The organism is Arenimonas alkanexedens (genome assembly GCF_054781355.1).
The window spans coordinates 714147-726984 of record NZ_BAAGUO010000002.1 but is presented as its reverse complement, the minus strand read 5'-3'; the positions used below and the strand labels follow the sequence as shown (position 1 = coordinate 726984).

The window sequence follows — 12838 nt, the reverse complement described above, 5'->3', positions numbered from 1 at the left end:
CATGGAAACCCGCGCCATTCCCCACGCCGACCCCCGCCTTGAACGTGCCCGCCAGCTCCTGGACAGCCAGGCGCTGGGCCTGGACGCGCTCGGGGCCGCGGTCGGCCTGAGCCCCGGCCACCTGCAGCGGCGCTTCCGCGAGCAGTTCGGGCTCAGTCCCGCTGAATACCTGGCACAGCGCCGGCTGGCCTCGCTCAAGCGCGGGCTGCGCCAGGGTCAAGCCGTCACGCATGCGCTGTATGACGCCGGCTACGGCTCGCCCAGTCGCGTTTACGAAGACGGTGCGGCGCGCCTGGGCATGCCGCCGAAGGCTTATCGTCGCGGCGGTGAAGGTCTGGAGATTCGTTGGTCGCTGGTCAGCACGGTCCTGGGCCAGGCGCTGGTCGCGGCGACCGAACGCGGCATCTGCGCCATCGCGCTGGGCGACGACGGGAACGCGCTTGAGCATGAACTGCGCACCGAGTTCCCGCAGGCGCGCCTGCAGCGGGTAGACAGCGGCCGCGACGATTTCCTGGCGCCGCGCCTGCAGGCGGTGGCCGACGCGCTGGCGCAGCGACGCGGACAGGTGCCGGTGGAACTGATCGGAACGGCGTTCCAGCAGCGGGTCTGGCAGGCGCTGATGAAGATCCCGCCCGGCGAAACCCGCAGCTACGCTGAACTCGCGGCCAGCCTGGATTCGCCAACCGCCGCCCGCGCCGTGGCGCGCGCCTGCGCCTCCAATCGGGTCGCCGTGCTCGTGCCCTGTCATCGCGTCATCCGGGGTGACGGCAGCCTCGGCGGTTATCGCTGGGGACTGCCCCGCAAGCAGGCCCTGCTCGAGGCCGAATCCTGTCGCCGCAGCCCGGCAAAGCCCACCCCATGAAGCAAGACGTCGCTCTTCCCCCGACCGCGTTCGCGGTCGGCCTCGCGCTTGCCTCGGTTTACCTGGTCTGGGGTTCGACCTACCTCGCCATCCGCATCGGGCTGGACGGCTACCCGCCGTTCCTGATGGGCAGCCTGCGCTTCATCGCCGCCAGCCTGGTGTTCTATGGTTTCCTGCGCTGGCGCGGCCACGCGCCGCCCACCCGCGCGCAGTGGCGCAACGCCGCGGTCATGGGTTTTTTCATGATGCTGATGGGCAACGGCCTGGTGAATGTGGCCGAACAGACGGTGTCCTCGGGACTGGCCGCGGTCGCCGTGGCTTCGATGCCGCTGTGGGCAGGTCTGTTCGGCGTACTGCGCGGCCAGCATCCCAGCCGCGGCGAATGGCTGGGGCTGGCAATCGGATTCTTCGGCGTGATCTGGCTCAATTTCGACGGCGAGATGCAGGCGAGCCTGGTCGGCATGACCGCCCTGCTGCTGGCGCCCATCGCCTGGGCGTTCGGCTCGATGTGGAGCCGCGGCCGCGACCTGCCGGCGCCCTTCATGAGCACGGCCGCGCAAATGCTCTGCGGCGGCGTGGCGATGGGCCTGCTGGGCCTGCTGCTGGGCGAGCGCATCACCTCGCTGCCGCCGCTCCGGTCCACGCTGGCGGTGGGCTACCTCGCGGCCTTTGGTTCGATCATCGGCTTCAGCGCCTATGTCTGGCTGCTGCATCACGTACGCCCGGCGCTGGCGACCAGCTACGCCTACGTAAATCCGCCGATCGCGGTGCTGCTGGGCGCGCTGCTCCTGGGCGAGCGCGTGGGCGTCGATGCCATCGGAGCGATGGCGGTCATCCTGGCCGGCGTGGTGATCATCACCCGCGCCAAAGCGCGGGTGCCGGTGAGCAAAAGCGCCTGAGGCCTCAGGCCTTGAGGCGCAGCGGCAGTTCGCGCAGGCGCTGGCCGGTAAGCGCAGACAAGGCATTGGCGACCGCCGGCCCGAGCCGGAGCTCGACCGCGATGCGATCGCCACACAGGGCGTTGTGCGCCGACGCGCGATGACTGGCATCGGCCAGCGTGCCGACGTGGCGCGGTGTGCGGCCGTGGTCGAGTACGCGGTTGCGATAGAGCGCGCTGAAGGTCGGGGTGTCATCCATCGCTCGTGATTAGCGCATGCGGGCACGAGTGCGGCAAGGCGAGCGATCAGGCCAGTGGGTCGGGTGGCAGCGTGAACCGTGGGCAGTCGCCGGTGCGGGCGCCGTCCATGCCGCCCAGCCAGTCTCGCAGCGGGCGGCGCAGCCAGTCGATGCGTGCCGGCAGCGAATAGTGGTTCTCGTCGGGCAGCTCGACGTAGCGCAGCCGCTCGCCGCCGGTGCGCGCCAGCGTGCGCGCGGTCGCCACCGGCACCAGGGTGTCCCGGGCGCCGTGCAGCAGCAGTACGCAGGCCTCGGTCGCGCCCAGCGGCGTCGCGGTCTCTAGCTGGTCCAGATCCAGATCGAGCAGGGTGCCAGCGCGGGCGATGGCCGCATCCAGTGCCGGCGGCGGCAGCGTCCGGCGCAGCCACCAGCCCAGCAGGCGCGCCGCCCAGCCACCGTCCTCGCCTGCTTTCAGGCGCCGTACGTAGTCGCGCACTGAATCACCGGCGTTGGCGAAGGGTTCCATCGCCACTACGCCGGCAATACCGGCCGTATCGGCGGCGGCGTGCAGCGCGGTCACGGCGCCGTAGGACGTGCCGAACAGGATGATGGGTTCGGCCAGGCGCCGCTGCGCGCGCAGATGGGCGAGCAAGGCGCTGACGTCGCCGGCCTCGCGGGTGCCGTAGCCGGCCGGGCCGTCGCCGGAGAAACCGTGGTTGCGCAGGTCCAGCAGCACCGTGCGGTAGCCTTCCTCGGCGAGGGCCAGGCCCCAGAGCCCCTGGGTGCTGGCGTCCATGGTCAGGCCGTGCAGCATCACCACGGTGCCGCGTACTGGCGGCGCCAGTCGCGGCGCGCCGGGATTGAACTCGAAGCGCATGCCGAGCTCGTCGGCGCGGCGCCGGTAGCGGTAGTCGAGGCCGTAGTCGCGTGGTTCGATCACCGCGAAGGCCAGCGTCGGTTCACCCGCGCGCGTCAGCGACTCCAGCGGGCTGCCGACCTGCTCCAAAAAGCCGAGGTACTTCGCGCCGCCGTAGGGCGTGTCGCTGCGTTCGGGTTGGGCGATGCGCTCGGGCAGGCCGCGGCCTTGGGCCGCCGGCGGCGCCAGCCACAGGGCGGCCAGCAGCAGGGAAGTGAGAGACGCGCGCAGGAAAGCCATGGCCGGAGCCTGCGGCCCCGGGCGTGAAGGGCGGGACTATCCGCGCGGCCGCACGCTGCCGTCGGCCGGCGGCACGGCGCCATCGCAGGGCGGCACCTGTTCGGCGGCGTGTTCGCGGGCCGCGCGCAGCGGCTGCCGGCGCGCGCGGCGCCAGCCGTCGACGGCGTAGATGCCCAGCGCCAACCAGATGCAGGCGAAGCCGATCGCCTGGGTGCGGGAGAAGCTCTCGCCCAGCAACCACACGCCGCTGATCAACTGCAGCGTCGGCGCGATGTACTGCAGGATGCCAACCAGCGAATACGGGATGCGGCGCGCGCCGTAGGCGAAGCCGATCAGCGGCAGCGCCGTCAGTGCACCGCCCACGACCAGCAGGACGTCGCTGCGCAGGTTGCCGTCGCCGAAGGCGCCCACGCCCTGGGACTGGGCCCAGCCCAGCCACGCCAGGGCCGGCAGCAGCAGGAACAGGCTTTCGATCGCCAGGCCCGGCACCGCGTCCACGTTCGCCAGCTTCCGGATCAGGCCGTAGAAGGCGAAGCTGAAGGCCAGCGCCAGCGCGATCCAGGGCGGATCGCCGTGCAGGAAGGCCAGCCACAGCACCCCCACGGTCGCGATCGCCACCGCCGTCCACTGCGCGCGGTTGAGCCTTTCGCCGAGCACCAGCACGCCGATCAGCACGTTCACCAGCGGATTGATGAAATAGCCCAGGCTGGCCTCGATGACACGGCCGTTGGTCACCGCCCAGATATAGATGCCCCAGTTGAAGCTGATGAACAGGCTGCTGGCGAGCAGCATCCAGCCCACTTTGGGTCGCGACAGCGCGGTGCGCAGCCAGCCCCAGCCCTCGCGCAGCACCAGGAAGCCGATAACGAACAACACGCACCAGACGATGCGGTGGGCGATGATCTGCATCGCCGGCACGTGCTTGAGCAGGTACCAGTAGAGCGGAAACACGCCCCACAACACGTAGGAGGCGATGGCGGCGGCGAGACCCTTGCGGTCGATGGCGGGTGCGTGGGTCACGATGGGCTCCGGGTCAGGGCGGCGATTATCCGCCCGACCGGGCCGCTATGGCTGCAACGGTCAGTTCCCGGGGCGGCAATGCCTGCCGCCCCGCCGGCTACTGCGTGCGCAGCGCGGTGGTGACCTGCATTCGCGCAGCCCGCACGGCGGGCAGCAGGCCGCCGATGAAGCCGATGACCATGGCGATCGCCAGGCCGCTGAGCACCAGCGGCAGCGACACCTGGAAGGCGAACACGACCTGGGTAAAGCTGGCGCCGAGCGTGGACACCGAAAGGTTGTCGAACAGCGACCAGGCGATGAAGGCGCCGGTGACGCCGCCGAGGAAGGCCAGCACCACGGCTTCGACCATCACCGACACCAGCACCGGAAAGGCACCGAATCCGATCGCGCGCAGGGTGGCGATCTCGCGCGTGCGGGTGGCAACCGCGGCATACATGGTGTTGAGCGCGGCGAAGATCGCGCCCAGGCCCATGATCAGCGTCACCACGCCCGCCAGCACCGAGATGGTGGCGCGGAACTGCCCGGTCTGGGCGCTGTAGTAGGCCTGTTCCTGCAGCACCTCCACGGTCAGCCGCGGGTCGGCGGCCAGCGCCGCCCTGAGCGTCTCCAGCGACTCGGGCGATTCCAGCCCGACGCGCACGGCGCTGAAGCCATTGCCGCGGTTGAAGCTCGACTGGGCGGTGCCGGCATCGGCCCACATCTCACTGTCATTGGCATCGCCGGCCTCGAAGATGCCGACCACCGTCCACTCCGAGCCGCGCATGCGCAGCGTCTCGCCGACCCCGGCCCCGTCGAACAGACGCGCCACGCCGGCGCCGACGATGATCTCGCGCAGGCCGGGCTTGAACGTGCGGCCCTCGATGATCTTGAGCTGCGGGCGCAGCTCGAACGACGCCGACTCGACGCCGCGCAGCGTGACGTTGGCACCGTTGATGGTTTCGCCCTTCTTCATCAGCTCGGTGATCACGATCAGCTCGCCAGCGGCCAGCGGCTTGCCGTCGCTGCCCCTGCGGATGCCGGGACCGAGCTTGATGATGTCGGCGCTGTCGCCGCCGAAGCCGGAGTTGAGCTCGGCGCCGGAGCCACCGCGCAGGATGATGGCGTTGTCGGTGCGGCCGGCGTCCTGCAGCGTGGCCTGGAAACCCTGGGCCATGGCCAGCAGGGCGGTGAACACCGCCACCACGCCGGCCAGGCCGATGATGATGACGAGCGACGGACCCCAGCGCTGCGGGATTGAGCGAAGGTTGAGGCCGGTGATGGCGAAGATCTGTCGGAACATGGGTTTCTCCTCAGCGCCCGGCCAGGGCATCGACGATCTTCAGGCGACGTGCCCGCAGCGCGGGCAGCAGACCGACTACGAGGCTCAGCACAACGATGGCGATCACGCCGGTGAGCCAGACGCGGCCGTCCACGGCCACCGGCATCATCGGCCCGGCGACCCGTGAGATGGCGGCGCCCAGCAGTGTTGCCAGGGACAGGCCCAGCAGTCCGCCGATCGTGCACATCGCCACGGTTTCAGCCAACACGAAGCCCAGCACGCTGTTGTCGCTGAAGCCCAGCGTCTTGAGCACCGCGAACTGCGGCACGCGCTCGCGCACGCTCTGGGCCATGGTGTTGCCCACCACCAGCAACAGGGTGAAGAACACCGCGAACAGGATCCAGCGCACGATCAGGCCAATGTCGCCGAGCTGCTTGAGGAAGCCGACCTGGAAGTCCTTCTCGGTCTGGGTCTTGGTTTCGTCGGCAGAGTTCTCGTAGCGTTGGTCGACCGTCATCGCCACCGATTCGGCCATGTCCGGGTCGTCCAGGCGGAGCACGAAGATGCCGGCATTGCCGCCGCCAAACTGGGTGGCTTCGGCGAAGTAGCCGTGATTGATGTACATGCTGCCCGCGGTCTGCTGCTGCCACTGGTCGTCCTTGCCGTCGTAGATGCCCACGAGGTCGAAGGTCCAGTCCTTGCTGCCGTTCTTCTGCGGGAAGATATTCGACTGCAGCGGAATCTTGTCGCCCACCTTCCAGCCGTACTGGTCGGCCAGCAGGCGGCCGGCGACCATGCCGGTGCGGGTGTCGCGGAAGGCGTTCCAGTTTTCCTCGGGCATCACCCATTCCGGGTAGACGTCGTGCAGGCGCTCGGGATCGACCGCGAATGCAAAGATTTGCGGGTTGTCGCGGAACACGGCGCCAAACCACTGTTGGTACATCACCCGCTGCACGCCGGGAATGGCGTCCATCTCGGGCACCATGCGCATCGGCAGCGATTGGGTGAAGGACACCCGCGACTGCGTCACCAGCCGGGTGGCGCCGATGAAGTCGGGGTTGGCGCTGAAGACCAGGTTCAGCGACTGCAGCAGGCCAAACAGCACGAAGGCCATCACGACCGACAGCAGGGTGAGCCAGGTACGGGTCTTCTTGTGGAAGAGGTTGGCGAGGATGAATCCGGTCTTGGTCATGGCGTCGGCCTCAGTGCGCCGGCGCGGCGTCGACCAGCTGGCCCTTGTCGAGGTGCACCGTGCGGCTGGCGAACTCGGCGGCCTTGGGGTCGTGCGTCACCATGATGATGGTCTTGCCGTGCTCGCGATTGAGCACCTGCAGCAGGCCGAGGATTTCATCGGCAGTCTTGCGGTCGAGATCGCCCGTGGGTTCGTCGCAGACCAGCAGGGTCGGGTCGGTCACCAGGGCGCGGGCGATGGCGACGCGCTGTTCCTGGCCACCTGATAGCTCGCTGGGCTTGTGGCCGGCGCGGTCGGCAAGGCCGACAAGCGTGAGGGCGACAGTGGCCCGCTTGGCCCGCTCGGCCGAGCCCATCTTGGAAAGCAGCAGCGGCAGTTCGACGTTCTTCTGCGCGCTCAGCACCGGCAGCAGGTTGTAGAACTGGAACACGAAGCCAACGTGCTCGGCGCGCCAGCGCGCCAGGTCGCCGCCGCTGTACTGGTCGATGCGCTTGCCGTCGACCGCGACGCTGCCGGCGGTAGGCGTGTCCAGGCCGCCGATCAGGTTGAGCAAGGTGGTCTTGCCCGAGCCCGAGGGACCCATCAGCGCGACGAAATCGCCGCGCGGGATGTCCAGGTCAATGCCGTGCAGCACTTCTACCGACTGTTTGCCGCGGACGTAGTGCTTGGTCAGCTGGCGGATCTGTACGAGCGAATCAGTCATGACGAACCTCGAAAATGTGTAGGAGGGGCTTCAGCCCCGAAGCTCTCTAACTCAAGACCCCACCGAAACCTTGCCGCCATCCACCAGCTCCGCCGGCGGCGATACCACTACCTGCTCACCGACGGCCAGGCCGCGGCTGATGCGGCGGCGGCCGTCGCGGGTTTCGCCGGCTTCGACCTGGCGCAGGCTTGCGCGGCCCTCGCGCACCACGAAGGCGACGCTGCGGCCCTCGCGCTGCGCCACCGCTTCGGCCGGCACGCTGACGCCGACCACGGTCGGAGCATCGGCGACGGCCTGCGAACGGTCTTCCAGGAACGACACCCGCACGCCCATGTCGGGCACCACGCGGTCATCGCGTTCGAGCAGGGCGATGCGCACCTTCACGGTGGCCTTGCTGCGGTCGGCGGTCGGCACGATCGCGATCACCTCGGCCGGGATGCGCCAGTCCGGGTAGGCGTTGAGCACGGCCTCGACCTTCTGCTGCGGCTTGACCCGACCAATGAACGCCTCGTTGACGTCGACCTGGATCTCCAGCGATTCCATGTCCACCACGGTGCCGATGCCGGTACGGGTAAAGCCGCCGCTGCCGGAGATCGGCGAGATGATTTCGCCCGGCTGCGCCGCCTTGACGGTGATCACGCCGGCGAAGGGCGCGCGCACCACGGTGTTGTCGACGCCGATGTCGGCCAGCGCCAACGCCCGGGTGGCGACGAGGACGTTGTCGCGCGCGCTCTGGAGCTGGGCGGCGAGGCTGTCGCGTTCGGCCTGGGCCTGGTCGAGCGCGGCGGCGGCGACGAGTTTGCGGGCAGCCAGGTCGCGGCTGCGCACGAGGGTTTGCTCGGCGAGCTTTAGCTGGGCCTCGGCGCGGCCAACATCGCTGCGTGACGCAGCAAGCTGGGCCGCCGACAGCGCGCGCTGGGCGTCGGCATCGGTAGGCTCCAGCCGCGCCAGCACCTCGCCTTCGGCAACCTTTTGGCCTTCCTCGATATAGACCTCGAGCACCTTGCCCGAGATCTTCGAGGACACGGTGGCGATGCGGCGGGCGGTGACATAGCCTGAGGCGTCGAGCACCGAGCTGGCGCCTGCGCCAGCTCCGGTCTCGGCTTGGGCGGTGGTCACCGTGACGGCAATCGGCGCTTCGCGCAGCAGGAAGAAGGCCACGGCGGCCCCGACCGCGACCACTGCCAGACCGATCAAAAGCGCGGCTTTGCCGGGACCCTTGGTCGGCGGCGGCGCCGCGCTGCGGTCGATTCGAAGTTGATTTAGCAGGTCGGAGGAGGTCATCGCGTCACGGGATTCCTTGGGAGAGACCAGTGTACGCACCGTCCCCGTGAGGCCAAGGTGCCGGAATGCACTTTCTCCGCCCAGTGGCGCCGATCACCGGATCGGCCTGACGAATGTCAGGCTGGGGTCGCGTGCCCGAAGCGCTGCTGCAGCAAGCCCCAGGCCGCACGCAGCCCTTGTGCTTCGCCGCCGGCAGGCTTGCCCGGGCGTTCGCTGTCGTTCCAGGAATAGACGTCCACGTGGGTCCAGACCTGGCCCTCGGGCACGAAGCGTTCAAGGTAGACCGCGGCGGTGATGCAGCCAGCCATGCGCGAGCCGCCGGAATTGGCGAGGTCGGCGATGCCGGACTTCAGGTAGCTCAGGTAGGGACGCCACAGCGGCATGCGCCACAGCGGGTCGCGGGCGCGCTGGCCGGCGGCCAGGTAGTCGTTGGCCAGGGCGTCGTCGTTGGCGAACAGTGCCGGCAGGTCGGGGCCCAGGGCGATGCGGGCGGCGCCGGTGAGGGTGGCGAAATCCATCAGCAGCGCCGGCTTGGACTCGGCCGCGTAGGTCAGCGCATCGCACAGCACCAGCCGACCCTCGGCGTCGGTGTTGTCGACTTCCACGCTCAGGCCCTGGCGCGTGGCCAGCACTTCGCCGGGACGGAAGGCATTCGGACCGATCGCATTCTCGACCGCGGGCACCAGCAGCTGCAGGCGCACCGGCAGCTTCAGCGCCATTACCAACTGGGCCAGGCCCAGGGCGTGGGCAGCGCCGCCCATGTCCTTCTTCATGTTGCGCATGCCGTCAGAGCCCTTGATGTCCAGGCCGCCGGTGTCGAAGCACACGCCTTTGCCTACGATGGCCAGGCGCAGGTGGGCGTCGTCGCCCCAGTTGAGTTCGACCAGGCGCGGTGCGCGGTGGCTGGCGCGGCCCACCGCGTGGATGGCGGGGAAGTTCTCGGTCAGCAGCGCCTCGCCTGTGATCACATCCAGGCGCGCGCCGTGGTCTTGGGCCATGCGCGCGGCGGTGGCTTCGATCTCATCCGGGCCCATGTGCTCGGTCGGGGTGTTGATCAGGTTGCGCACGAGATAGCTGGCGTCGAGCAGGGCCAGCGCCTCGGCGTTGGCGCCCTTGAGGCTGTCGAGCTCAAGCTGCGCCGGTTCGCGCGCCGGCTTGAGGTAGCGATTGAAGCGATAGGCGCCCAGGCCCCAGCCCAGCAGGGCCTGGCCCGGCGCCAGCTGCGCCGGCGAGTCCGGACACAGGCGGTAGCGACCCATCGGCAGCAGGCTGGGCAGGTGCGCCAGCGCCAGCGGATCGGTGGCGTCGGCCAGCGTCACCAGCACGAACAGCGGGCGACCGTCGGCGCCGGGAATGGCCAGCGGCGCGATCGCGCCGGCGCCGGCCCCGTGTGCGTCCAGCCAGGCCTGGGTCGTGGCCGGCTGCGTCTCGCGCCAGGCGGCGAACGAGGCGCGCTCAACCAGCCTCAGCGGCGTGGTGGCGGCGGCAGCGTCGGGTCGGGCGAAGCAGGACGGCAGGCTCATCGGGATTCCGTGGCGGGCAGGGGATGGGGCTGGAAAACGTGGTGGTCGAGCCAGTCGGCCAGTCCCGCCAGCGTAGCGAATTCAAGGTCCGGACGGGGCAGGTTGGCCGGCCAGCGCTGCTTGTCGCGGTTGATCCAGCAGCTGCGCAGCCCGGCCCGCTGGGCGCCGGCCACGTCCAACAGCGGGTCGTCGCCGATGTGCAGCACCTCGGCCGGCACCCGGCCCAGGCGCTCGCAGGTGGCGTGGAAGATCGGCGCCTCGGGCTTGGCGTGGCCGTGTTCGCGGGCGCTGATGAAGGCCTGGAAGTGGCCGTCGATCCCGATCCGCGCCAGGTCGGCGTTGCCGTTGGTCAGCGCCGCGATCGGCAGCCGCGCCGACAGCCTGGCCAGCGCGGCCAGCGCGTCGGGATAGAAGTCGACCCGGTTGCGGCTGACGATGAAGGCTTCGTAGGCCGGCTCGAGATGATGCCCGGGCTCGCCCGAGGTCTCGAGTGCGTGCAGCAGGGACAGCTTGCGCTGCTCGGAGAAGTCGTGGGCGAACTCGGGGTGCTTGATCGCAATCTTCTCGCGCAGCTTGCGCATGCGGTGGACCGGGAAGTTGGCGGCGGTGCGCGGGCAGTGTTCGCGCAGATAGGCGTCCAGGGCCAGCTCCGCGCGCTCGATCGCCGGCCAGATGGGCCAGAGGGTGTCGTCGAGGTCAAGGCTGAGGGCGAGCGGGCGCAAGTTCACTGCCAAAGGATAGCGCGGCCGGTGGCAAGGAACAGGTGAAGCCTATTCGAGCAGCCGCGACCAGTGGCCCCAATCGTCCACGCGGCTGGCGACGATCTTCAGACAGACCAGCATCGGCACCGCCACCAGCAGGCCGGGCACGCCCCACAGCCAGCCCCACAACATCAGCCACAGTATGATGGCCAGGGGGTTGATCTTCATCGCCCGGCCCAGCGCCATCGGCGTCAGCAGCTGGCTCTCGAAACCGTTGAGCACCAGATAGCCCGCCGCCGGCAGCAGCGCGGCGGCCACCGTGTCGAACTCGGTCAGCCCGACCAGCATCAGCAGCATCGCCACCACCGCCGGCCCGACAAAGGGCGTGAGGTTGAGCGCCGCCGCCAGCACGCCCCAGAGCAGCGGATCCTCGACGCCCAGCCAGGCCAGCCACAGCGCCGTCGCGCCGCCCAGCATCACCGCCGTGAAGCTGATCGTGATCATGTAGCGCGACAGCTCGCTCTGGATCTGCTGGACGATGCCCGCCGTCAGCTTCTTCTGCGCGCGGGTGCGCCGCATCTCCAGCAACTTTCTCAGCAGGTCGTCGCCGTAGACCAGGAAGGTGAAGGTAAGCAAAAGCACCGCCAGCACCGAAGCCAGTACCCGCGGCGTGGCCGACACCAGGTCCACGCTGGGAGGCCGCACCACGACGCGCTCGCCCTGGACGGCATCGCCTTCAGTGAATTCGTCGAAACTGGCGCTGGCCCGCCGTGCCGCGTGCAGCGGCTGCACCATTTCCTTGAGCTTGGGCGCGGCCTCGCGCAGCGCGAACGGCACCTTGCTGGCCCAGTCGCTGGCCGGCCCGGCGATGAAGGTCGCGACCGCCCCCAGGCTGCCCAACAGCGCGCCCACCAGCAGGATCGCCGCCACGCCGCGCGGCAGGAAGCGCAGCGGCGCGCGCTTGACCAGCGGGCTGAGCAGCATCGCGAAGAAGGCCGCCAGCACCACCGGAAGGATCAGGCTGGAGGCGAAGTAGCAGGTGTAGAGCAGCACGGCGAGCACCAGCACCCACAGCAGGCGGGCATTGATGCGCAGCGCGGCCAGGCGTGCGGCGTGGCCGCTGGCCGCCGGCGCGGTGGATGTGGTGGCCGGCGACGCGGCGCTGGACTCAGGCGCCGTCGTCACGTCGGGCGTCTTGGTCGGCGTCGGTTTGCGCGTCGTCTTCGGTCGCTTCGGCATCGGTGTCGTCCTGGTCGTCCTGGTCGTCCTCTTCGCCGGCCGTCGTGACGGCTGCGGTGAGACCGGCCAGCAGGCCGGGCACCACGGTGTCGAGAAGCATTGAGAAGATCGGTCCACTGGCCAGGCGACCGCCGGCGGCACCGGCCGCACCCAGGGCCGGCGCGCTGAAGCCGCTGACTACGCCCAGCGCGAAGCCGGACACCACGATGCGCACAGGCGTGGCGCTGCGCTGTATTTCCGACTTCAGGTGGCCCAGCGACGCGCTGGCGGCGGCGCGTTGGTCGAGGCAGGCCTGCTCGGCCAGCATCACGGCGGCAATCTTGGCGTTGAGGCTCACGGCGCTGGCCCGGTGTCCGGCGCGTCGGGCGCGTCCTGCGCCGCGCCGCCCAGACCCAGCTTGAGCTGCCGGCGGGTGGCTTCGAAGTCGGCGTGACGCAGCACCGCCTTCGCACGCAGCAGGCCGAACACGGCGACCGCCACGCTGATGATCAGCGGAATCGCAATCGCCAGTGGCCAGGACGCACCGAGTGCGCGCAGCCCGCTGACCAGCAGCGCAGTCAACAGCAGATAGGCGGTGCCCAGCAGCACGGTGGCGACCAGCAGCCAGATCAGGGCCGCGACCAGCGCGTCGCGGGCGAGGCCGACTTCAGCGGCGAACAGCCTGCGCAGGGTGTGGAAGCCGCCGGCATAGGCGCTGGCGGTAGCGCGCGCGGCGTCCAGCACCGCCCGGGCGTCGTCGCCCAGGGGGCCGGCGTCGTCGCGGGCCGGGGCTTGCTCGTCCACG

At 69.8% G+C, this 12838-nt stretch carries 13 protein-coding genes and 1 pseudogene; 2 read left to right on the top strand and 12 right to left on the bottom strand.

Annotation, left to right across the window (positions count from 1 at the left end; translation table 11 throughout):
- Position 1 precedes the first annotated feature (1 nt).
- Both ACYVGY_RS07930 and yedA read left to right on the top strand, forming a co-directional pair.
- Positions 2-862, top strand: a complete 861-nt coding sequence (locus ACYVGY_RS07930; RefSeq protein WP_460456926.1) for a methylated-DNA--[protein]-cysteine S-methyltransferase — start codon at positions 2-4, stop codon at positions 860-862.
- Entirely contained in the window at positions 859-1761 is a 903-nt protein-coding gene (yedA, locus tag ACYVGY_RS07925; protein ID WP_460456925.1) for a drug/metabolite exporter YedA, read from the top strand. Before ACYVGY_RS07930 ends, yedA begins: the two co-directional genes overlap by 4 nt.
- 4 nt (positions 1762-1765) lie before the next feature.
- On the opposite strand, the gene ACYVGY_RS07920 is transcribed toward yedA, so the two are convergent.
- From ACYVGY_RS07920 to ACYVGY_RS07865, 12 genes and pseudogenes are all read right to left on the bottom strand, one after another.
- Entirely contained in the window at positions 1766-1999 is a 234-nt protein-coding gene (locus ACYVGY_RS07920; protein WP_460456924.1) for an iron-sulfur cluster assembly scaffold protein, read from the bottom strand.
- Between the two features lie 46 nt (positions 2000-2045).
- The gene (locus tag ACYVGY_RS07915) at positions 2046-3134 is read right to left on the bottom strand and encodes an alpha/beta hydrolase (protein ID WP_460456923.1); all 1089 of its coding nucleotides are present in this window, start codon (positions 3132-3134) and stop codon (positions 2046-2048) included.
- A gap of 135 nt (positions 3135-3269) precedes the next feature.
- A pseudogene (rarD, locus tag ACYVGY_RS07910) lies at positions 3270-4157 on the bottom strand (EamA family transporter RarD); the annotation flags it as partial.
- A gap of 94 nt (positions 4158-4251) precedes the next feature.
- The gene (locus ACYVGY_RS07905; RefSeq protein WP_460456922.1) at positions 4252-5433 is read right to left on the bottom strand and encodes an ABC transporter permease; all 1182 of its coding nucleotides are present in this window, start codon (positions 5431-5433) and stop codon (positions 4252-4254) included.
- 10 nt (positions 5434-5443) lie between these two features.
- Positions 5444-6604 (bottom strand): ABC transporter permease, encoded by a 1161-nt coding sequence (locus ACYVGY_RS07900; RefSeq protein ID WP_460456921.1) that lies wholly within the window; start codon positions 6602-6604, stop codon positions 5444-5446.
- Between the two features lie 10 nt (positions 6605-6614).
- Positions 6615-7307 carry an ABC transporter ATP-binding protein gene (locus ACYVGY_RS07895; RefSeq protein WP_460456920.1) on the bottom strand — a complete coding sequence of 231 codons (693 nt, stop codon included), beginning with the start codon at positions 7305-7307 and terminating at the stop codon, positions 6615-6617.
- A 51-nt stretch (positions 7308-7358) separates the two neighbouring features.
- The gene (locus tag ACYVGY_RS07890; protein ID WP_460456919.1) at positions 7359-8591 is read right to left on the bottom strand and encodes an efflux RND transporter periplasmic adaptor subunit; all 1233 of its coding nucleotides are present in this window, start codon (positions 8589-8591) and stop codon (positions 7359-7361) included.
- A gap of 116 nt (positions 8592-8707) precedes the next feature.
- The gene (locus tag ACYVGY_RS07885; RefSeq protein ID WP_460456918.1) at positions 8708-10114 is read right to left on the bottom strand and encodes a leucyl aminopeptidase family protein; all 1407 of its coding nucleotides are present in this window, start codon (positions 10112-10114) and stop codon (positions 8708-8710) included.
- Positions 10111-10842 (bottom strand): HAD family hydrolase, encoded by a 732-nt coding sequence (locus ACYVGY_RS07880; RefSeq protein WP_460456917.1) that lies wholly within the window; start codon positions 10840-10842, stop codon positions 10111-10113. Before ACYVGY_RS07880 ends, ACYVGY_RS07885 begins: the two co-directional genes overlap by 4 nt.
- Positions 10843-10884: 42 nt before the next feature.
- Entirely contained in the window at positions 10885-12054 is a 1170-nt protein-coding gene (locus ACYVGY_RS07875; RefSeq protein WP_460456916.1) for an AI-2E family transporter, read from the bottom strand.
- On the bottom strand, positions 11984-12391 hold the full coding sequence (locus tag ACYVGY_RS07870) for a hypothetical protein (protein ID WP_460456915.1): 408 nt from the start codon (positions 12389-12391) through the stop codon (positions 11984-11986). Before ACYVGY_RS07870 ends, ACYVGY_RS07875 begins: the two co-directional genes overlap by 71 nt.
- Complete coding sequence (locus ACYVGY_RS07865; RefSeq protein WP_460456914.1) at positions 12388-12837, bottom strand: hypothetical protein; 450 nt, start codon at positions 12835-12837, stop codon at positions 12388-12390. The genes ACYVGY_RS07870 and ACYVGY_RS07865 overlap by 4 nt, the downstream gene beginning before the upstream one ends.
- Position 12838 lies beyond the last annotated feature (1 nt).